The sequence below is a fragment of the Clostridium sardiniense genome (genome assembly GCF_016907995.1).
Lineage (GTDB): Bacteria > Bacillota > Clostridia > Clostridiales > Clostridiaceae > Clostridium > Clostridium sardiniense.
This window is the reverse complement of record NZ_JAFBDA010000004.1, coordinates 111,585-133,628: the sequence shown is the minus strand read 5'-3', so window position 1 is coordinate 133,628 and position 22,044 is coordinate 111,585. Positions and strand designations below refer to the sequence as shown.

Here is a 22,044-nt window from a genome sequence, read left to right as displayed (position 1 = left end):
TTTTGTTTTAATATTAGCCTTTTGACATTTGTTGTTTAACTGTCGCTACTTCTTCAGGTTTTGCTTGTTCAGCAGGTATGTAATATCCCTTTTCTCTCGCTTTTTGGAAAAGAGCATATTGACGAGTTTCATCTTGATTTCTCATCATTTGAATAGTTTCACGAAGTTCTTTATTTTCTGTTTGAGCTATTATACCTCCATAGCCAGCTAGACTAGCATTTAAGCCAGCAAGGTAATCGCTTATCATTTCTTTTTCTTGCATAAATAATACCTCCTATCCTAAGAAGGACATTAATTTGTCCTTACTTTTTTTAGCATCTTGAGCATCTTTTTGTAACATTTGCTTTAATGTTGCATCTGTACATTGATTAGAGTAATCTGTTAATTTTTTTTCGATTGTACCATGAGCACCGATTAGGTGACGTAAATTTTGTAATTCTAATTCGTTTAAATTAGCCACAATATTCAACTCCTTTTGTTTAATGTTCAATATTAATATCTGCAATCTAGTAAAAAGTTATTCTTAATTAAGCAATGGTTATTTTAGATTATTAATTCTAATAATGGTATATTTAGATTAGTATATAATTAATTCTTATAGATAAAAATAAGTTATAAAATTTAAGTGTAGTTAATTATTTTATTAGAAATGATAGAAGAGAACCTAGCAATTCAATAGATTAAAGAAACATACGTTATTTGTTGATTCATTTACGAAAAATATATATAAGCATCTAAATATAGTAGATTAAATTCACGAATATATATGGATAGAGTATTATAATAATGAAAACTCTTAAATAATGGGGAATTAAATAATGGGATATTATGTTGAAGTTGATTCAAATGTAAAAGTATATGTAGAAGACCTTAATGAGGAAGGAAATAAAACAATTGTATTTTTACATGGATGGCCAGGTAGTCATGAGCTATTTGAATATCAATTTGATTACTTTTCAAAAAAAGGATATAGATGTATTGGGTTGGACCAAAGAGGTTTCGGTAAGTCTGATAGACCAAAGGATGGATATGATTATAATACATTAGCTGATGATGTAAGATGTGTCATGGAAAAGTTAAAATTAAAAGACTGTACATTATTGGGGCATTCTACTGGTGGAGCAATTGCTACAAGATATATGGCAAGGCATGAACAATATGGGGTATCAAAACTTGTACTTTGTGCAGCAGCGGCTCCTAGTCTTATAAAACGAGCAAATTTTCCTTACGGATCAAAAGTGGAGACAGTTGAAAACATTATAGAGGGAACTTATAGAGATAGACCTAAAATGTTAGAGGATTTTGGTAAAATATTCTTTTATAAGAAGATAAGTAGACCATTTTCTGAATGGTTTTTACAATTAGGATTTCAAGCGGCGGGATGGTCTACAGCAGCAATCGCTAACACTTGGATTAACGAATGTTTATTTGAAGATTTGGAGGAGATTCATGTTCCTACATTAATTTTGCATGGTGTTCATGATAAAGTTGTTTTACCTCCACTTGGTGAAGCGCAAAGAGATCTTATTAGAAATTCTAAGCTTATAAAATTTGAAAAAAGTGGTCATGGATTATTTTATGATGAAAAAGATAGGTTTAATAGGGAAGTAAGATGTTTTATTGAAGAGAAGTAGTATTAAACTTATATAATATTAATATGTATATTATTGATGTATAATTTCAAAATAATAATATTTTAATTATTACTTTATATAGATAAGTTAAAAGGATTATTATAAAACACAAGGAATAGGGAATTTAACCCTATTCCTTTATTTTATACTTCATGGTAATTGGTTCTACTATAAATAATGTAATTATAGCTATTATTACAAATGGAATATAGAAAGGAACAATTCCTTTAGTTGATAGGAGTTGAGATACACCATAACCTATAACTAAGCATATTCCTGCAACAAAGGTATTAGATAAAGTAGCTATTAGGGGAGTTTTGCAATGAGGACATTTTGTAACTCTACTCATTTTTACTTGAGTAACTTTAAAATCTTCTTTACATTTAGGACATGTCTTAGTGAAACTATACAAAGTAATCACCTCCTAATTTAAATATATTATACAGATTATACCATATATTGCTACATATTAAACAAAAACCCCATCTATAGATGAGGTTTTTATTTAAAAGAATATATTTGCCATTATAACAATAACAGGTAGTGTTATGATAGTTCTTTCTATAAATAATATTACTAAGTCTTTTAATCCAACTGGAATTTTTGATCCAAGTAAAAGTCCACCAACTTCTGACATATAAATAAGTTGAGTAACTGATATACAAGCAACTATAAATCTTGTCATTTCACTAGTTATACTAGTTGCAAGAACTGATGGAATAAACATATCAGCAAAACCAACAACTAATGTTTGAGCAGCAGCAGCAGCTTCTGGAACACCAAGTAATTTTAATAATGGAATAAATGGTGTACCCATAACTTGGAATATTGAAGTGTATTCTGCAATCATAAGTGCAATTCCGCCCATAGCCATAACTATTGCAAGAACACCAATCCACATATCTAGTACATTTTTTATTCCTGATATAACAAATTCTTTTGGGTGAGTATTGTCACTAGCCTTTTCTACAGCCTTTTCAAGTCCCCAAGAAAATGGAGTATAGCCTTCTGGTATAACTTCTAAATTTTTTGAATCCTGACCACCAAAGTAATCATCTTTCTTTCTTGAAAGAGGTGGTATTCTAGGTATTATTATTGCAGCAACTATTCCTGAAAGTGTAACTGTTAAATAAAATGGTAGGAACATATGAGCAAGTCCTACTTGAGATATTATAACTAGACAGAATGTAATTGAAACAGCAGAGAATGTTGTACCAATTACAGCAGCTTCCCTTTTAGTATAAAAACCTTGTTCGTATTGTTTTGAAGTTAAAAGTATACCAATACTTCCATCACCAAGCCATGAAGCTATACAGTCAATTGAAGATCTACCTGGTAAGTTAAATATCGGTCTCATGAATTTAGTAAGAAGTGATCCAACAAATTCTAAAAGACCAAAATCTAAAAGTAGTGGAAGTAAGAATCCTGCAAATAGGAAAACTGCTATTAGTATAGGTAATAAATCATTTAAAACAAGTCCACCAGTATTCTCTGACCATATGAATTCTGGTCCAATTTTAAAAAATGTACATATAATAAAAATCATTCCTAAGATTCTAGCAATAAACCATAGTGGTGTTACATTAAATAGATTATTTAAATAAGCATTTTCAGTTAAAAATTTTGGTTTAAATAATTTTATAACAACACTACCTACAACTGATAGTGAAATAAGTATTAATGCCATAAACTTAAGCAATTCTGTAAAATTTCCCTTAATAAAATTAGCCATAAATGCTATTGGTATAGTTATATCTCCATCTATTTTCATTGGTATCATAAATAGAGATATTCCGATTAAAGATGGTATTATAAATTTCAATAATGATGCCGTGTGATGTTTAGTATCTATCTTTTCCATAATTAGCTCCTTTATATAAATTTTATGCATAAATTACTTATAAATATACAATATATATACATGATAACCTAAAATATTAAAAAAAGATACCCTCTTTAATAAAAATATTCATAAAATATACATAAAACATTAAAGGCTTAATTTAAAATAGTTGAGTATCAAATAAAGAAAACTACAGACAATATTAAGGTAGAAAGAAATGAAGGAGGGTGAATTGCGATGGCACAAAATGAACAAAATACACAAGACTCACAGTGTATTCAATATATGCAAACTGCGCAAAATAAGCAAGGCTCGCAGAATGAACAGAATACGCAAGGTGCGCAAAATAAGCAAGGCTCGCAGAATGAACAGAATACGCAAGGTGCACAAAATATGCAAGGCTCACAGAATGAACAGAATACGCAAGGTGCACAAAATAAGCAAGGCTCACAAAATGAACAGAATACTCAAGGTGCACAAAATACGCAAGGTTCACAAAATGAACAGAATACTCAAGGTGCACAAAATACGCAAGGTTCACAAGATGAACAGAATACTCAAGGTACACAAAATATGCAAAGGCCACAGAATGAAGAAAATGTGCAGAATGCACAAGTTGCACAAAATGCTCAATATGCTCAATACGCACAAAATGCACAATATGCGCAGTATGCACAAAATGTACAAAATGGGCAAAATACACAAAATGAACAAGGTACACAAAATAATCAAAATGAACAAAATACACAAAGTGCAATAGAAAGTGTAGAAAGCTGCCTAGATGAATTAAATAAAGCTAAAACAAAGTTAGATGAAGCTATTCAATCAGCAGAAAAAGAGCAAAATAAAAGCTTAATTCAAAATTCCTTAAAGTCAGTTGATCAATCAATAAATAATGTAGAATATACAATCAATAACTATAAGGAGAGCAGTAAATAGATTGATAAAACATTAAATAAAAAAGAACTATCAATTATAATTGATAGTTCTTTTATAGTTAAATGTTATTAATTAATCTTCTTCCCAATCCATAGATCTCTTAACAGCCTTTTGCCATCCAGTATAATATTTATCCATATCATCCTTAGAAGCCTTAGGCATGAATGTTTCACCAATGCATTTCATAGACTTAATTTCCTCTTTATCTTTCCAGAATCCAACTGATAATCCAGCTAAATAAGCAGCACCAAGCGCTGTTGTTTCTACTATTATTGGCTTTTCTACATTTTTACCTATTAAATCAGATTGAAATTGCATTAAGAATTTATTTCTACTTGCACCGCCATCAACACTTAAAACGTTTACTTCGCAATTTGTATCAGAAACCATTGCATCTAAAACATCTTTAGTTTGGTAAGCTATTGATTCTAAAGCAGCCCTTATTAAATGGTTTCTATTAGATCCCCTAGTTAATCCAAGGATTGCTCCTCTAGCATACATATCCCAATAAGGTGCACCAAGTCCTACAAAGGCAGGTACAACATATACTCCACCATTGGTATTAACTTTTTTAGCAAAGTATTCAGAATCAGCAGCATCATTTAATAATCTTAATTCATCTCTAAGCCATTGTATAACAGCACCACCAACAAATATGGATCCCTCTAAAGCATATTGAACATTATCCTTAGTACTTGCTGCTATTGTTGTTAGAAGGCCTTTATTACTTTTAACCATTTCATTACCTGTATTCATAAGTAAGAAACATCCAGTACCATACGTATTCTTAGCATCACCTTTATTAAAGGCAGTTTGTCCAAATAGAGCAGCTTGCTGATCACCTGCCATACCTGAAACTGGAACTCTAACACCACCTTCTCCGCCTAAATTAGTATATCCATAAATTTCTGATGAGCTTTTAACTTCTGGAAGCATACTCTTAGGTATATTTAATTCATTTAATAATTTTTCGTCCCATTTTAAATCTCTTATATTAAATAGCATGGTTCTTGATGCATTAGTATAGTCAGTTACATGAACCTTTCCATGTGTAAGTTTCCAAACAAGCCATGTATCAACTGTTCCAAATAATAATTCACCTTTTTCTGCCTTTTCTCTAGCACCTTCAACATTATCAAGTATCCATTTTATTTTTGTTCCTGAGAAATAAGCATCTATAACTAATCCAGTAGTATCTTTTATATATTCTTCTAATCCTTTTTCTCTTAATTTATCGCATATAGGGGCAGTTCTTCTACATTGCCAAACTATTGCATTATATATAGGAGTTCCTGTATTTTTATCCCAAACTATCGTAGTTTCTCTTTGGTTTGTTATACCTATTGCTGCAATTTCATCTTGATTTATATTGCTTTTAGCTATAGCTTCTTGAAGTACTGCAAATTGAGATGCCCATATTTCCATAGGGTTATGTTCAACCCATCCTTCTTTTGGATATATTTGAGTAAATTCCTTTTGGCTAACTGCAATTATATTTTGATCCTTATCGAAAATAATTGCTCTTGAACTTGTAGTTCCTTGATCTAATGCTATTACATATTTTTTCATTTCACTCACCTCTAAATTAAAAATATTAATTATCTAAATAAGTATATAAATGTAAATGCTCCAACTAGTGCGCCTAGGATAGGTGCAACTACAGGAATCCATGCATATTTCCAGTCAGAATCTCTCTTTCCTGGCACTGGTAAGATTGCATGAGCTATTCTTGGAGCTAAGTCTCTTGCAGGGTTAATTGCATAACCTGTAGTTCCTCCAGAGCTTAATCCTATTGCCCAGATTAGTAGTCCTACAGCAAGTGTATTTAATCCATTTGCCATTGGAACTGCATTTATTCCTAGAATAGCAAATACTAATAAGAATGTTCCTATAAATTCACTTATGAAATTAAACTTACCATTTCTTATAGCTGGGCCTGTACAGAATACTCCAAGCTTACCATCTTTATCATCAGTTGCTTCGAAATGATTATAATATTGAATAAATACTAGGAAAGCACCTAAGAAAGCACCGATCATTTGAGCGGTTATATACATAGGAACTTGACTCCAAGGGAAATCTCCAATAGATGCTAATGCTAAAGTTAGTGCAGGATTAAAGTGAGCACCACTTGTAGCGCCAAATATGAATGCAGGAATAGCGACAGCAAAAGCCCAGCCAGTAGTAATAACCATCCAGCCACCATTTGTGCCTTTTGTTTTTTTCAAGACAACATTTGCAACAACCCCATCACCTAAATAAATTAGGATCATTGTTCCAATCATCTCAGATAGAAAATTGATCATAAAAATACCCCCATTAGAATTAATTTTTATAATATGAACATTAGCAATAGTTTGAAAATATTGTTAATGAACAAATCAAATAATCTTAGGTTACATAATAAAATAAAAAAAAGCTAAGCAAAAAGATGAAAATCTCCTTTATGCTTAACTCTCTAAATCTCTATCACACAAATTATATTCATTTTATTTAATTATCAAACGTAAATGTATTTTTATTTTTTGAAAATGTTTACAACAATAGTATAACACTTTTGACTAGATATGTAAAAAGATTTTTAGAGAGTAAAAATAATTTATAAGTATAGTATTTTAATATGCTAAAAATATGAGAATAATGAATAATGGACTATTAATTTTAATAGTTTCAATAAAAAACATTATATTTTTGAGGTATACTATATAAAGTAATTAAACTTTTATAGTAAATATAATAATAAAAAGATATAATAAAATCAGTTTAATAAATAAAATTAATACAAGGGGCTGTACACAATATGAGCAATAGAAATGAAATAAAAGATTCAAAAAGAATAGTTATAAAAGTAGGAACATCTACATTAACTTACGAGAATGGAAATATTAATTTAACTAGAATTGAAATATTAACTAGAGTTATTTCAGATTTAATGAATTCTGGCAAAGAGGTTGTACTTGTTACATCAGGTGCAATTGGCGTTGGAAGTAGTAAGTTAAAGCTTAAAGAAAAACCCCAAAGTATTAGAGAGAAACAAGCAGTTGCAGCAATAGGTCAATGTGAATTAATGCATATATATAGTAAATTTTTTGGAGAATATAGCAATACAGTAGGTCAAGTATTACTTACTAGAGATGTTGTTGAAGATGATCATATAAGAAATAATGTATGTAATACATTTAATACATTATTAGAAATGGGAGTAATTCCAATAGTAAACGAAAATGATACGGTTTCAATTGATGAAATAGAGAATATAGTTAAGTTTGGAGATAATGACAATCTGTCAGCTATAGTTTCACGACTTTGTGATGCAGATCTTCTTATAATACTTTCAGATATAGATGGATTCTATGATAAGGATCCAAGAACTAATGAAGATGCTAAGCTTTTAACTGAAGTTCATGAAATAACAGAAGAATTAGAAGCAGCAGCAGGTGGAGCAGGAACAAGTTTTGGTACAGGTGGAATGATTACTAAGCTTGCAGCTGCAAAGGTTGCAAATAGTTCAGGTATAAATATGATTTTAGCAAATGGTGAAGAACCAAAGATACTATTAAATATAGTAAATGGAGAAAATATAGGCACATTATTTTTAAAGGGTAGAGAGGAGAATTAAAGTGAGTGAGTTAATTTTAAAAGGGCAAAAAGCAAAGGAAGCATCATATGTATTAGCTAATCTTACTACTACAGATAAAGATAGGGCTTTAGTAAATATGGCAAAAAAGCTTTTAGAAAAGTCAGATGAAATAATACTAGAAAACAAAAAGGATTTACAAAAGGCAGTAGAGAACGGAACAAGCAAAGCTATGCTTGATAGATTATTATTAGATAAAAGTAGAATAGAAGGTATGGCAGAGGGGTTAATGCAAGTTGTAAATCTGCAAGATCCTGTTGGAGAAGTTATAGGAATGTGGAATAGGCCAAATGGACTTCAAATTGGTCAAAAGAGAGTTCCTATGGGAGTAATCGGAATAATATACGAGGCAAGACCAAATGTTACTTGTGATGCGGCTGGACTTTGTTTAAAAACAGGAAATGCAGTAATACTAAGAGGTGGAAAAGAAGCTATAAATTCAAATATGGCGATAATAAGAGCCCTTAGAGAAGGACTTAAGGAAGCAGGTCTTCCAGAAGATGCAGTTCAACTTGTTGAAGATACAAGTAGAGAAATAGCTACAGAAATGATGAGATTAAATGATTATATAGATGTTCTAATTCCAAGAGGAGGAGCTGGGCTTATAAATGCGGTGGTTAATAATGCAACTGTTCCTGTAATTGAGACAGGTACAGGGAATTGTCATATTTATGTGGATTCAGAGTGTGATTTTGAAATGGCAAAAGATATTGTAGTTAATGCGAAAACATCAAGACCAGCAGTATGTAATGCCGCAGAAAGCCTGGTTATACACGAAGATGTTGCGGAGGAAGTACTTCCAATACTTGCAGAAGCCTTAAGAGAAAAAGATGTACTTTTAAAAGGTGATGAAAGAGCAAGAGAAATAGTAAAGGATATGGAAGAGGCTACAGAAGAAGATTTCTATAAAGAATTCTTAGATTATATAATGAGCGTCAAAGTAGTAAAAAATATAGATGATGCTATAGCTCATATAAATAAATATAATACTGGACATTCAGAAGCTATCGTTACAAGGAGTTATGAGAATTCTCAAAAATTCTTACAAAGAATTGATGCAGCAGCTGTTTATGTAAATGCATCAACAAGATTTACTGATGGATCAGAATTTGGATTTGGAGCTGAGATTGGAATAAGTACTCAAAAGCTTCATGCAAGAGGACCTATGGGACTTAAAGAGCTTACAACAGTTAAATATATTATATTTGGCAATGGACAAATTAGATAAATAAGTTATGAATAATTAAGCTCACTCTAAGATTTTAGGGTGGGCTTTATATAAAAGGAGGAGAGGGTTTTATGAGACTTTGTATTGAAAAGTTTGATGAACTTACAAGAGATGATTTATATAGAATAATGCAAGAAAGATTTGAAGTCTTCGCTTGTGAGCAAAAAATAACATGTGAAAATGAATTTGATGGAAAGGATAAAGATTGTATACATATATATGCGAAGGATGGCGATAAAATATCAGCTTATCTTAGAATATTACCAAAAGGGATTGGGTATGAAGATGCGCCTGGTATAGGAAGGGTGTTAGTAAAGAAAGAGTATAGGGGATATGGACTTGGGAGAGTTGTATTAAGAGCAGCTATAAAATATATAAAAGAAAATTTTGATGATAAAAAGATAAAATTATCATCTCAAGCATATATAAAGAGTTTATATGAAACAGTTGGATTTTCAGTAGTATCAGATGAGTATGAGGAAGCGGGAATTCCTCATGTTAAAATGATTTATAATATATAGTAAAAAGCCTTCGGACGTTAAGTCTTGAAGGCTTTTAAAGGTATTATTGAAAGTAAGTTTGGTCAGTTCTTAAAAAATAAAGTAACTGCCTCTTACTATAAATTATCTGAATATTCAAATAAATTATACTATAAATTATAAATAAAATCAAATTACATCTATATCTAATATATATTATGAGTTTTGGTAAAATATGTTACAATTAATGTGTAAATAAACACTAAAAGGGAGAGTGTATGGGAGATGTTTATAAAGAAGCATAAAAGGGGAATAGCATCACTTTTAATAGTGGGGAGTTTCTTCACTACTATATTATTTGGATGCTCTAAAAAGGAAGAGGTGTCATCTACTCCAAAGGCTAATGGATTTCAGTGGGAAGTAAAAAAGGATGATAAAATTATGTACTTAATAGGTACAATGCATCCTATAAATAAGGGATATGATTACTTTACTGATACTGTAAATAATATAGTTAAAGAAACAGATGTGCTAGCAGTTGAAATTAATCCAACACAGGAAGAGATATTAAAAGTTAACGCTGATGGGGTATATGCTGGGGATGACTCCATTGAAAAGGAATTAAGTAAAGATCAAGTTGAAAAACTAAAATCTATATGTAATGAAATTGGGATAGAATATGAAAAAATAAAGATATTAAAACCTAATATGGTTGTAAATAATCTTGAAGCAGTTTTATATGATAAAGCTGGTCTTACTATGGAAACCTTTGATGATATGTTAATGAAGGATATAAAGAATAAGAAAAAGGAGATAGTTCAATTAGAATCAATTGGTTTTCAGATGGATCTTCTAAATAAAATAGGGGGAATACAAGCATTAAAAGCAAGCCTTGATGCACATGAAGATGGGAAGTTTATAGAGAGTGGGAAAGAAGTTATTGAGTATTCAGAAGGGTTAATGGATGGATACGTAAAAGGTGATACAAAGGTAATGGAAGATGCAATAAAAACTCAAAAGCAAAGTCCAGAAAGTTATGATCTTATGATAACTAAAAGAAATAAAGCTATGGTAGAGAAGATGGAAAAGTTCTTTAAAGAAGATAAAACATATACTGTAGCAGTTGGTGCACTTCACTTTTTTGGTGATGATGGAATAGTTAAAATGATGAAGGATAGGGGCTATGAAGTTAATATAATGGAATAATAAAAAGATTAGAGGCAAGTTATATCTTAAATAAAGAAGGTGTAACTTGCTTTTTTATAAGGATTTTATATTAGATCAATTAAAATTAGGTTTATTACAATAATTTTAAATATTTAACTTTAAAATATAATTAAGATAAGTAAATTAAATCCTGATAGAAAGTATACTTTTATATATAGGTAAAAATATATTATTATTATAAAAATAATATATTTTACTTATATGTAATGCGACTATATAATATAATTGAAGTTACTTAAGAATGCTTTAAATAAATTGATAACTATAGATAAATTGATGATAACTAATGATAAGAGGTGATTATTAGATATGAAAAAATACTTAGATAAATTAAAAAATTATCCTATTGGTATAAGTGGTACATGCTTAGCATTTATAACATTGAGTAATTCTTGGATAATAAAAGATGTTAATTATTTCAAGCCAATAGCAATTTTTATTGCAGTATGTATGTTAGGACTAATGTTAATAAGATTAATTAGATTTCCAAAAGTTATGTTAGACGAATTGAAAAATCCTGTTACAGGTACATTTTACCCAACTATTGGTATGGTAGTATGGCTTGTTTCAGCGTACTTCTACCCTAGTTTTCCAGTACTTTGTAGTTATTTATGGATTGGTGCAGTAGTATATCACTATGCAATCGTAATTTTCTATACAATATTAAGAATTAAAGAGAGAAAATTTAGTAATATAATGCCAACTTGTTTTATCGTATATACAGGTATGATAACAGGTAGTGTTGCTAGTAAAGGAATGGATGGGGTTATACCTCAAATTCCACAAATAGCACACTTCATGCTTATGTTCGGATTTGTATTTTATACATTATTATTGCCATTAGTTCTATATATAGTGTTTAGAAGTGAAAAATTAGATGATCATAAACTTCCAACAGCAGGTATAATTTGTTCACCAGCTCCACTAGGAGTAGTTGGAATACTAACAATAGAACCAAATCCAAATAAATATATGTTAGCTTGGTTAGTTATTACAGGATTAATTTTACTTGTAGTTGTATATGGATATATTTTAAAATTATTTAAGGAAGGCTTTAAACCAGCATATGCAGCATTTACGTTCCCTTTAGCTATCGCAACCCTTGCAGCGTATAAATTATCAGATTATTGCATGGGATTAGGAAATATATCATTAGGAAATATTTTTGAATTATTAGGGAATATAGAAATATTTATAGCAACTTACGTAGTGCTATTTATATTACTAAATTTTTTAAATATGTTTATTAAAGCTATTAATCCTAGAGCAGGCAAATATATAGAAAAAGAAGAGCAAATAGTAGGGGGCTCTTTATACTCTAAATAACAAAATAACATCTATATTTATATGGTTGTATAAATATTAAAGACAAGTTACATCTTTAAATGAAAAAGATGTAACTTGTCTTTTTTATATTTTAAGAATTAGACAGTTCATTATTATATTTAATATCCAAATTATCTTCTGGAATAATTTTAAGTTCAATAGTTCCTTTTGCATTTTTTGCATATATTTTTATTGAAAAATCATAGTTTCCATTAGAATTTATAACTATAGAGCCAGAATTATTAGATGATATTTCTTTAATAATGTTATTATATTTATCTACTACATAAATATTAAATTTGCCACTTAGAATCGTACTGTCATATTTGATAGTAAAATTACCATTATCTTTAATATGAATTTTGCTTAAAGTAGTAATTCCGGTTAATTTTCTGAAAGCTACTAATTGTTCATTATTGTTTTCCTCACTATCATAATATAGTGCAGAGATCTTTTGATTATGATCTTTTAGTAGTTCTTGTGGATTATGAAATGCAAATGCTGAAAACGTTTTAAAAAATAGGAAAATAATAATAGCTAAAATTGCTGATATAATGGCTACTCTTCTTTTGTTAATCATCTTCATAAAATATCATCCTCTCATCATATGGTAATAATACTAAAAATTACTTATATGGTTATTATACTACAAAACTTAGATAATAAATAAAAGTAGCATAAGCTACTTTTATTTATTGCATGTATTTAAAATCTCTATATTAGATAAGTTTCTTATTTTATATATATTTAGTATTAATCCAATTAACATTAGGTTTATTATACCTGAAGTTCCCCCATAACTTAAAAATGGAATAGAAATTGGTATGTGTGGTGCCATTCCTAAATTCATAAGAATACCATATATAAACTTAATACAAAGAGTAGTAAACATTATAATTATTAATGATTTATTGTAAGTATTTTTTACTTTCATTAATATTTTTGATATTTTAAATAATAAGAATCCGCATAATAAAACAGTAATAAATCCTGCTAAAAATCCAAATCTATATATTATAAAAGTAAAGATAAAATCTCCCTCAAATCCAGGCATTAAATATGTTGTAAAGTCATTAGCTTGTCCTATAAATACTGAGCTACTAAGAGCGGTATGGATTTGATTATATATATAAGTACTTCCTTGTGGGTCAGATGATGGATTTAAAAATGAAGTTAATCTCATAAATCTATAAACATCTAAAGCAAATAAAAATAATAAGAAACATACCAAAATAGGAATTAGTATATATCTATTTTTATATTTTTTAATTTTTAAAATTGTGCATACTCCAACAAAATATATAGCTACACAAGGAATATTTCGAAATGTAATCATAAAGATTAATGGAATAAAGCATAGAGCATATACTTCTAAAAAATCTATTTTACTTTTACATTCTTTAAACTCTTTAACTAAATTGCATAATGATATTAGTATAAGTATAGGAGATAATTCTAATATATTTATAGAAACAGAACCTAACACTAAAAATGCTCTACTACCACCTATCACTTCTTCATGGAATAAGCAAAGTAACAATAATAATATACATGTTATATATATCTTTTTAGACCATACATTTAATTTAATATAATTGAAAGAGCTACTTACAAATAGAAGAACTATTCCTATAAGAGAAAATACTAAACTTCTACTAATAAATAATTCTCTTAAATCTAAAGAGTTTGATAAAGAATTTAAGGCAATTAGGCCTATACATAATATTAATATTGTTGATATTAATATACCCCACTCAATTGATGGTTTATGGATCTTATTTAAATCATCACCAACCTTTTTATAATCACCCATAATCGTAACTGCGTTTTTAATAGCTTCTTCCTCTTCTAGCCCCTTATCTAAATTTGAAAGAAATCTATCCTCAATATGGCATAATAATTCCTCACGAATTTCACTATGCATTTTAGTATTTCGTATATTTGAACAGACATTATCTAAGTAGTCATTAACAAGCTTATTATTTTCTATATTCATGCTGTAGTTCCCCCTAAAACTTTATCTACAGTTGTACTAAATAAACTCCATTCATCTTCTTTTTCCTTAAGATATTTTTTTCCTGTGTTAGTAATGCAATAATATTTCCTTTTTCTTTTGGTTTCTCCTTCTTTCCAGAATGATTCAATAGCTCCTTCGTTTTCAAGTGCATGGAGAATAGGGTAGAGTGTACCTTCGTTGAAAGAAAAAACGCCATTTGAAGTTACTTCAATCTCCTTAATCATTTCATATCCATACATCTCTTTCCTGTTTAATAATCCAAGGATTAAAAGAGAAGTACTGCCTTTCATTAATTCTTTGTTTACTTTCATTATTATCCCTCCTCTAATTCATTATAAGTTTAAATAGTTTTACCTTTGAGAATAAAGTAAATATTAAAAAGCCAAATAGTCCCCCTAAAATATTTAATATAATATCATCTATATCAGTAACTCTAAAGCCTCCACTTAATGATGTAATGAATTGGATTAACTCTATAGATATTGTGGCTATTAGTGAGATCTTAAATATATGCTTTATATTATTAATATTTGGATTTACTATTGGAAGTAAAAATCCGAGTGGTGTAAAGAGTAGTATATTACCAAGCACATTAACTAAAAATAATTTTATTGCAAATAAAGGTGAAAATGAGTCTAAAAGGCTATTAAATGAATTTATAGTTTCTTTAAAAGGAACTAAGTTTATAGTTGCAGAAACATCAATTGTTCTTTGAGTATTTATAATAATGGGGAATATAGTTATACTCATAACAACTAGAATGTAGATTGCAAATAAAGTATTCCATATTACGCGTTTTGTAGAAAACTTTAAATTACTTCTTTTCTGCATTTTAAAGAATAGTATGTTGAGTATAATTATAAAAGGAATAGATATCAGAATTAGAAACCCAGAATTTAAATGAATCATTAGTGTCCTCCTATATAATCATGAATTTTAAATTATACCTAGATAATCTATGCATAGATTATCTAGGTATAATTATATTAGAATATTTTTACAAATACAATACTTTTATCCAGTAATATGTTAATTATGTAAAATAAATTTATATTAAGGCATAAATAAAAAAACAATATTCATCTTTTATATAAATGTAAATTCAAACTAGTACTATAATTCTAAATATTATTATTGTAAAATAATAGAAAAGTGAAATATAGAAATAGAGTTGAATTATATTAGGAGTGAAATTTAATCGATATGAATAAAAAATATACACTAATAACTGGAGGAACAAAGGGGATAGGGTTAGAGCTTGCAAAATTATTTGCAAAAGATAAAAATAATTTAATTATATTAGCAAGAAAAGAAGATGAGCTTAAAATAGTAAAAGAAAATTTAGAAAAAGAATTTAATATATCTGTTGAAATTTTAGGTTTAGACCTTAGTGTGGATAATTCTTGTGAGAAACTTATAGAATTTGTGGAAGAAAAAAATATGGTTGTGGATAACTTAATTAACAATGCTGGTGTAGGAAGTTTTGGATATTTTGATGAAATAGATGTGGATAAAGATATAAAACTTATAGATATAAATATTATAGTGTTAACTAAGCTTATAAAATATTTCTTACCAAAAATGAAAGAGAGAAGGTCTGGAGGAATACTAAATGTGGCATCTACAGCAGCATTTGTTGGAGGTCCTAAGATGAGCACTTATTATTCTTCAAAAGCGTATGTACTTACATTATCAGAGGCACTTTATGAAGAGGCAAAAGAATTTGGCGTTAATGTAAGTTGCCTTTGTCCTGGACCAGTTAAAACATCTTTTCAAGAGAATGCAGGAATTATAAAATCAGAGAAAGCAAAGAAATATTTAATGGATGCAAAGGATGTTGCAAAAGAAGGTTATGATGGATTTAAAAATAAAAAAGCTATTATAATACCTGGATTTAAGAATAAAGCGATGGTTATAGCAACAAAATTTTTACCTAGGGATATAATAAGAAAAATAATATTTAGTACAAATAAATAGGAGGAATAGGGATATGGGAATTTTTAATGGTTATATTTTAGTTTCAGATATGGATGGAACATTGTTAAATGATAAAAGAATAATTTCAGATGAAGATAAAAAATCAATACAGTATTTTATGGATAATGGAGGGCTATTTACAATAGCTACAGGGAGGATGCTTCCAGCAGCTAGTAGGTTTGCAAGAGAACTTAATTTGAGTTTACCGATAATTTTATATAATGGTAGCAAGGTTTATGATTATTCAAATGAAGAAGTTATTAAAGAATATTTTTTAGAAGAAGAAAGAAAAGATGTAATAAATAAAATATTTAATACTAGAAATGATGTTGGAATAGAGGTTTATTCAGAAGAAAATATATACATATTTAAAGACTGCACATATACAAAAAGATTTACAGGTAAGGGATATAACGTAATTTATGATATAGATGAGGATGTATGGAAAAAGAGATGGACTAAGATTTTAGTTGTAGGCGATAAAGATGTATTAGATGAAATGGAAGAAGAGTTTAAAGAAAAATATGATAGTGAAATTCCAATAAGAAGTGGTGATAATTTTCTTGAAGTTGTTCCTAGATACACATCTAAAGGTCATGCACTTAAAGATTTAATAAATAATTATAATCTAAATGATCTAAAGATAGTTACGGTAGGAGATAATATGAATGATAAAGAGCTTATAGAAGAAGCTCACTATGGATTTGTAGTTGATAATGGAAATGAAAAGCTAAAAGATAGTAGTAATTATATAGCTCCAAGCAATAATGAGAATCCTATTACTTATATTGTAAAATTTATAGAAAAAATCTAAAAAAAATCTCTCCTTACGGAGAGATTTAAAAGTTTTACCATTAAATTAAACCTTGATCTACTAGGAACTTATGAGCAACCTCTTCCGGAGATTTGCCAAGTTCATCTACTTGATAGTTAAGATCTATCATAGTTTTTTCATCAATTTTGCCTTTTAATGAATTGAATATATCTTTAAGTTCTGGATGTTCTTCTAAAGTTTCGTTATTAACTAAAGGTACTGCGTTATAAGGCGAAAAGAAACCTTTATCATCCTTTAATACCTTAAGCTTAAATTTCTTTAAAAGCCCATCAGTTGAGAATGCATCAACTACTTGAGATTCATTATTTGCTAGGGCTGAATATCTAAGGCTTCCATCCATTGCCTTAACATTTTTAAAACTCATGTTATAGAATTTAGATAATCCAACTAATCCATCATCTCTGTTTTCAAACTCTATTGTTGGAGAAAATATAAGATCCCTACTATGTTTAGCTAAATCAGATAGTGTATTTATTCCATACTTTTCAGCAACCTCAGGCATAATAGCTAATGTATATGTGTTATTAAATCCAATTGGATCTAATAAAGTTAATCCATATTTATTATTCATAATATCTTTTATATGGTTATAAGATTTAGTCGCATCCTTTATTGGTTGTTCTTTCATTACACTTAATAAAAGTGTACCAGTATAATCAACGTACATATCTAAATCACCAGATTGAACAGCTCCAAATGCTACGGATGTACCACCAAGATTAAGTTTTCTATCTACATTTAAATCTGTTTTAGCTTCAACTAAATCAGCATACATATTTCCAAGTATAAGTTGTTCTGTATAGTTCTTTGAACCTATAGTTATAGTATTTTTCTTACCTACAAATATTGAGTTAAATGCTGTAAATAGAACTAATATAGCAAGTATGGCTCCAACTACTTTTAGTACAATAGTATTTCTTCTTGGAGATTTAGGATTTAAACCTGATGGAGTAACAGCAAGCTCTATTTTACCAAATATATAGTCTACTATTAAAGCAAGTATACAAGCAGGTATAGCACCAGCTAATATCATATTATTATTAACAGTTTGAACTCCTGAGAATACTAAGTATCCAAGTCCACCAGCACCTATAAATGCAGCTAGTGTCATAAGTCCAACAGCGGTAACAGCTGAAATTCTAACACCTGCCATTATTATTGGAAGTGCAAGAGGTAATTGAATTTTAAATAAAGTCTGATTTCTTGTAAGACCAATACCCTTAGCTGATTCTAAGATTACTGGATCAATGCTTGTAAGACCTGTATAAGTATTCTTAACAATAGGTAATAAAGAATAAATTACTACCATGAATATTGCAGGAGTACTACCTATACCAAGTAGAGGAATAAGAAGTCCAAGTAATGCCATTGATGGTACTGCTTGAATTAGATTTACAAAACCTATTATAGGCTTTCTAAGAAATGACACTCTAGATACTATTATTCCAAGTGGAACACCAACTAATATAGCAATTAATATAGCAGTAAGTGTTAATGAGATGTGTTGAACTAAAAGATCAAGTATTTGATTCTTTTGTGAAATTATAAATTGAAAGAAACTATCCAAGAACACTCACCTCCATATCAAGGAATTGTTCACTTAAGATTGAAAGTAAACTACTTCTAGTTATCAATCCAACTAATTTGTTAGATGAATTAGTAACTGGAACATATCCAACTGAATGTTCATTCATCTTAGCTAAAATATCTACTAAATTATCATTTTCATTTACAGTAAGAGGTTCTTTGCTCATAATTTTTTCTAAATGTGTAGATTTATCATGAGTAGATTTAATATCTTTTACTGTAACTATTCCTTTTAATATATGATCTTTATCAACAACTAAGAGACTATCAACTTTACTACTTCTCATTATTTCTATGCCTTGAAGGATAGTCCTCGCTCCCTTAACTGCAACTGGATTTTTAATCATAATATCATCAGCTTTAATAAATTCTGGATTGTTCCAAACTCTATCAGAGCCAATGAAATCTCTAATAAAATCATTAGCAGGATTCCTAAGTATATTCTCAGGTGTATCATACTGAGCTACTTTTCCATTTTCCATGATACAAATCTTATCAGCTATTTTTAGTGCTTCATCCATATCGTGAGTAACAAATATTATTGTTTTCTTTAATTCTTCATGAAGAGAAAATAATTCTTCTTGAAGAGAAGTACGAGTTATTGGATCTAGTGCGCTAAAAGGCTCATCCATAAGAATAATCTCTGCATCAGTAGCAAATGCTCTTGCAACCCCAATTCTTTGTTGCTGCCCTCCACTTAGTTCTGATGGATACTTATTTAAATAAGTATCAGGATCAAGTCCTACCATGTTTAAAAGTTTTACTGTAGTTTCCTCAATATCTTTAATAGACTTTTCCTTTTTAAGTTTTGGAATAAGCTCTATATTTTCTTTTATAGTTAAATGCGGAAATAATCCAGTATTTTGTATTACATAACCAATTCTTCTTCTAAGATCTATAGTATTTTCTTTAGATAGTGGTTTGCCATCAATAAAGATTTCACCAGAAGTTGGTGTAATTAATTTATTTATAAGTTTAAGTGTTGTAGTCTTTCCACAACCACTTGATCCTATTAAAACAACCAAACTACCACTTTCTATTGAAAGTGAAATATCATCTAATATCATTCTATTGCCTAATTTCTTTGATACGTTTTTTATCTCTATCACAAAAAAGCCCCCTTTTCGACAACTAACAACTTAATTGTTGAATTAAAGTTGCTAGTTGTGATTATATCATTAAAGTTCATAAATTTCAAATAAAATTCATTAATACAATTAATTTTATTAATTATATTATTTGAGTAAAAAGAAGATTTTATTATGAAAATTATAAAAAAAGAAGGTTATTTTTAATAACCTTCTTTAAAATATTTAAGCTCTAAATATAACTTCCTCTCTTGAGAACATATACTTAGCAAATAATACAGCAGCAACTACATAAATTATATGCCATCCAACTACTATTCCTATATGAGTTGGATTATAAACTCCTACCATAACTTCTTTCATGAGAGCAACTGAATTTGCAACTGGAATATTAAATATAAGCATAGATGTATTTTTTGCATCCATGAATACAGGAACATATGAAAGAATCATAAATGGCATAATAAGTCCTGATAAATAAGTTCCAGCCTCTTTAACTGATTTAGCATATAAGCTAACACAAGTTTCTAATGAACAAATTGCAATCAATAATAAGAATGATATTAATAGGATAAGAGTTATACTTGTTGCATTTAATCCTAGTGAGAAGCCTTCTTCAAGTCCAGGTATATTTTGCATAGCAAAGTACATGGAACCTAAGCTTAATACAAGTGCTAAAGCAGATACTATACTCATTGCAACTACTTTACCCCATAAAAGAGCACTTCTATTACATGAAGTTGAAAGTAATGGCTCTAAGGTATTTCTTTCTTTCTCTCCAGCACCTAAATCTGCAGCTATTGCAAGGGTTGGTGAGATCATAAGTATTACTATTAATGATGGAATCATTCCTAAGAATCCATTAGTTGCACCATTTCCAGTACTATCACTTAATCCAGATTTAACATCTAATGAAAATGGTGTAAGTGATGCCTTATCGATTCCTTTTGCTTTTAATTTATCAGTAACTATTTTATCTGATAAGCCTCCTAATAATTCTTGGACTACATTTGAGGCAATAGCTGAATTATTAGAATTCTCATCAATTGATATAGGGATTTTTAGTAATTCACCTTTATTAACTCTTTCATCGAAATTATCTGGAATAGATACAATAAGTTGAATGTCTCCATTTTGTAGAGCTTCTGTAGGATCATCAACATTTTTTATACTTATATTTTTTTGAGATTTAAGTAAGTTTGCTGCACTAGAGTTTACATCACCTTTAAGACATATATTTATATTTTCTGTTGCCTTTTTTGCTGTACTTTCCATGCCTTTAAACATAACGTTAAATATTATTGGAAAAACTAATATTGGAAGTAATATAGAGAATAAAATAGTTTTTCTATCACGGAATATATCTTTAAGTTCTTTCTTCAAAACGATCATAAAATTACTCATGGCTATTACCTCCAATTAAAGATACAAAAACATCTTCTAAATTATCATTATTATATTTTGTTTTAAGAGTATTTATTGAGCAATTTTCTATAAGCTTACCTTTATTTATAATAACAACCCTGTCACAAAGCTTTTCAACTTCTGCCATAGAATGGCTAGAGAAGAGAATAGTTTTACCTTCTTCTTTACAGCTAAGTATAAATTCCTGAATTGTTCTTGCAGCAGTAACATCAAGTCCTGTAGATGGCTCATCAAATAGCATAACACTTGGGCTATGTACTATTGAACGTGCAATAGATACCTTCTGCTTCATACCCCTTGAAAATTTTGATACTCTTTTATCGATATATTCATCCATTTGAAATCTTTTAGATAATTCATCGATTCTTTTATCGGCCTCTTTATTGTCTATGCCATAAAGATTTGCAAAGTATCGTATGTTTTCTCTTGCTGTTAATCTATCATAAAGACCAACATCTCCTCCAAAAAGAATACCAATCTCATTTCGTACTTTAACAGGATCTATAGAAGCTGAATAGTTATTTACTATAGCTTCGCCAGAAGTAATTTTTAGCATTGTAGAGATCATTCTGAGAGTAGTAGTTTTACCAGCACCATTTTCACCTAAAAGTCCAACTATTTCACCAGGATTTACAGTGAAAGTAATATCGTTAACAACGGTATTTTTCTTAAATGTCTTAGTTAAATTTTTTACCTGTAACATGTATTTCCCCCTTTAATGTTTTCATGTAATATATTACCATATTTTAGTTGTTAAGGAAATTATACTATTATATAAAACTGTTGTAAATAGTATTTAATA

Annotated in this window: 23 protein-coding genes; 9 read left to right on the top strand and 14 right to left on the bottom strand. The window is 29.0% G+C overall.

All coding sequences use genetic code 11. The annotated features are described in order from the left end of the window. Positions 1-13 precede the first annotated feature (13 nt). Positions 14-262 carry a spore coat protein gene (locus JOC62_RS05275; protein ID WP_204594181.1) on the bottom strand — a complete coding sequence of 83 codons (249 nt, stop codon included), beginning with the start codon at positions 260-262 and terminating at the stop codon, positions 14-16. A gap of 12 nt (positions 263-274) precedes the next feature. Beyond that, positions 275-460, bottom strand: coding sequence for a hypothetical protein (locus JOC62_RS05270; RefSeq protein ID WP_204594180.1), 186 nt, complete (start codon positions 458-460; stop codon positions 275-277). 358 nt (positions 461-818) lie between these two features. Between JOC62_RS05270 and JOC62_RS05265 the strand changes: the two genes are divergently transcribed. Next, positions 819-1,634 (top strand): alpha/beta fold hydrolase, encoded by an 816-nt coding sequence (locus JOC62_RS05265; protein ID WP_204594179.1) that lies wholly within the window; start codon positions 819-821, stop codon positions 1,632-1,634. Between the two features lie 130 nt (positions 1,635-1,764). Here the strand turns inward: JOC62_RS05265 and JOC62_RS05260 are convergent, their stop codons facing one another. Together JOC62_RS05260 and JOC62_RS05255 are read right to left on the bottom strand one after the other, a co-directional pair. Further along, positions 1,765-2,046 (bottom strand): hypothetical protein, encoded by a 282-nt coding sequence (locus JOC62_RS05260; RefSeq protein ID WP_204594178.1) that lies wholly within the window; start codon positions 2,044-2,046, stop codon positions 1,765-1,767. 93 nt (positions 2,047-2,139) lie between these two features. Next, on the bottom strand, positions 2,140-3,495 hold the full coding sequence (locus tag JOC62_RS05255) for a YjiH family protein (protein WP_204594177.1): 1,356 nt from the start codon (positions 3,493-3,495) through the stop codon (positions 2,140-2,142). A gap of 375 nt (positions 3,496-3,870) precedes the next feature. On the opposite strand from JOC62_RS05255, the gene JOC62_RS05250 reads away from it, so the two are divergent. Then, positions 3,871-4,416 carry a hypothetical protein gene (locus JOC62_RS05250; protein ID WP_204594176.1) on the top strand — a complete coding sequence of 182 codons (546 nt, stop codon included), beginning with the start codon at positions 3,871-3,873 and terminating at the stop codon, positions 4,414-4,416. Between the two features lie 72 nt (positions 4,417-4,488). Here JOC62_RS05250 and glpK read toward each other — a convergent pair whose 3' ends face one another. Continuing rightward, positions 4,489-5,985 carry a glycerol kinase GlpK gene (glpK, locus tag JOC62_RS05245; RefSeq protein ID WP_204594175.1) on the bottom strand — a complete coding sequence of 499 codons (1,497 nt, stop codon included), beginning with the start codon at positions 5,983-5,985 and terminating at the stop codon, positions 4,489-4,491. Positions 5,986-6,014: 29 nt separating this feature from the next. Continuing rightward, positions 6,015-6,722, bottom strand: coding sequence for an MIP/aquaporin family protein (locus JOC62_RS05240; RefSeq protein WP_204594174.1), 708 nt, complete (start codon positions 6,720-6,722; stop codon positions 6,015-6,017). Positions 6,723-7,216: 494 nt separating this feature from the next. On the opposite strand from JOC62_RS05240, the gene proB reads away from it, so the two are divergent. The 5 genes from proB to JOC62_RS05215 all read left to right on the top strand — a co-directional run bounded on the left by proB (position 7,217) and on the right by JOC62_RS05215 (position 12,313). Further along, entirely contained in the window at positions 7,217-8,035 is an 819-nt protein-coding gene (gene proB, locus JOC62_RS05235; RefSeq protein ID WP_204594173.1) for a glutamate 5-kinase, read from the top strand. Between the two features lies 1 nt (position 8,036). Beyond that, the gene (locus JOC62_RS05230; protein WP_204594172.1) at positions 8,037-9,281 is read left to right on the top strand and encodes a glutamate-5-semialdehyde dehydrogenase; all 1,245 of its coding nucleotides are present in this window, start codon (positions 8,037-8,039) and stop codon (positions 9,279-9,281) included. 71 nt (positions 9,282-9,352) lie between these two features. After that, positions 9,353-9,802 carry a GNAT family N-acetyltransferase gene (locus JOC62_RS05225; protein ID WP_204594171.1) on the top strand — a complete coding sequence of 150 codons (450 nt, stop codon included), beginning with the start codon at positions 9,353-9,355 and terminating at the stop codon, positions 9,800-9,802. Positions 9,803-10,045: 243 nt separating this feature from the next. Continuing rightward, on the top strand, positions 10,046-10,966 hold the full coding sequence (locus JOC62_RS05220) for a TraB/GumN family protein (protein WP_204594170.1): 921 nt from the start codon (positions 10,046-10,048) through the stop codon (positions 10,964-10,966). A gap of 330 nt (positions 10,967-11,296) precedes the next feature. After that, the gene (locus JOC62_RS05215) at positions 11,297-12,313 is read left to right on the top strand and encodes a TDT family transporter (RefSeq protein ID WP_204594169.1); all 1,017 of its coding nucleotides are present in this window, start codon (positions 11,297-11,299) and stop codon (positions 12,311-12,313) included. Between the two features lie 91 nt (positions 12,314-12,404). On the opposite strand, the gene JOC62_RS05210 is transcribed toward JOC62_RS05215, so the two are convergent. The 4 genes from JOC62_RS05210 to JOC62_RS05195 all read right to left on the bottom strand — a co-directional run bounded on the left by JOC62_RS05210 (position 12,405) and on the right by JOC62_RS05195 (position 15,239). Continuing rightward, complete coding sequence (locus tag JOC62_RS05210; RefSeq protein WP_204594168.1) at positions 12,405-12,899, bottom strand: hypothetical protein; 495 nt, start codon at positions 12,897-12,899, stop codon at positions 12,405-12,407. 102 nt (positions 12,900-13,001) lie between these two features. Further along, complete coding sequence (locus JOC62_RS05205; protein ID WP_204594167.1) at positions 13,002-14,309, bottom strand: FtsW/RodA/SpoVE family cell cycle protein; 1,308 nt, start codon at positions 14,307-14,309, stop codon at positions 13,002-13,004. Beyond that, positions 14,306-14,641, bottom strand: a complete 336-nt coding sequence (locus JOC62_RS05200; protein WP_204594166.1) for a PadR family transcriptional regulator — start codon at positions 14,639-14,641, stop codon at positions 14,306-14,308. Before JOC62_RS05200 ends, JOC62_RS05205 begins: the two co-directional genes overlap by 4 nt. Before the next feature lie 13 nt (positions 14,642-14,654). Next, complete coding sequence (locus JOC62_RS05195; RefSeq protein ID WP_204594165.1) at positions 14,655-15,239, bottom strand: VanZ family protein; 585 nt, start codon at positions 15,237-15,239, stop codon at positions 14,655-14,657. A gap of 294 nt (positions 15,240-15,533) precedes the next feature. On the opposite strand from JOC62_RS05195, the gene JOC62_RS05190 reads away from it, so the two are divergent. Further along, positions 15,534-16,307 carry an SDR family NAD(P)-dependent oxidoreductase gene (locus JOC62_RS05190; RefSeq protein ID WP_204594164.1) on the top strand — a complete coding sequence of 258 codons (774 nt, stop codon included), beginning with the start codon at positions 15,534-15,536 and terminating at the stop codon, positions 16,305-16,307. 13 nt (positions 16,308-16,320) lie between these two features. After that, positions 16,321-17,121 (top strand): HAD family hydrolase, encoded by an 801-nt coding sequence (locus JOC62_RS05185; RefSeq protein ID WP_204594163.1) that lies wholly within the window; start codon positions 16,321-16,323, stop codon positions 17,119-17,121. Positions 17,122-17,161: 40 nt separating this feature from the next. Here JOC62_RS05185 and JOC62_RS05180 read toward each other — a convergent pair whose 3' ends face one another. The 4 genes from JOC62_RS05180 to JOC62_RS05165 form a co-directional block, all read right to left on the bottom strand. Continuing rightward, positions 17,162-18,709, bottom strand: coding sequence for an ABC transporter permease/substrate-binding protein (locus JOC62_RS05180; protein WP_204594162.1), 1,548 nt, complete (start codon positions 18,707-18,709; stop codon positions 17,162-17,164). Continuing rightward, entirely contained in the window at positions 18,702-19,838 is a 1,137-nt protein-coding gene (locus tag JOC62_RS05175) for a betaine/proline/choline family ABC transporter ATP-binding protein (RefSeq protein ID WP_204594161.1), read from the bottom strand. Before JOC62_RS05175 ends, JOC62_RS05180 begins: the two co-directional genes overlap by 8 nt. Before the next feature lie 204 nt (positions 19,839-20,042). Then, the gene (locus JOC62_RS05170) at positions 20,043-21,221 is read right to left on the bottom strand and encodes an ABC transporter permease (protein WP_207758147.1); all 1,179 of its coding nucleotides are present in this window, start codon (positions 21,219-21,221) and stop codon (positions 20,043-20,045) included. Beyond that, the gene (locus JOC62_RS05165) at positions 21,214-21,945 is read right to left on the bottom strand and encodes an ABC transporter ATP-binding protein (RefSeq protein WP_204594160.1); all 732 of its coding nucleotides are present in this window, start codon (positions 21,943-21,945) and stop codon (positions 21,214-21,216) included. Before JOC62_RS05165 ends, JOC62_RS05170 begins: the two co-directional genes overlap by 8 nt. Positions 21,946-22,044: the final 99 nt, after the last annotated feature.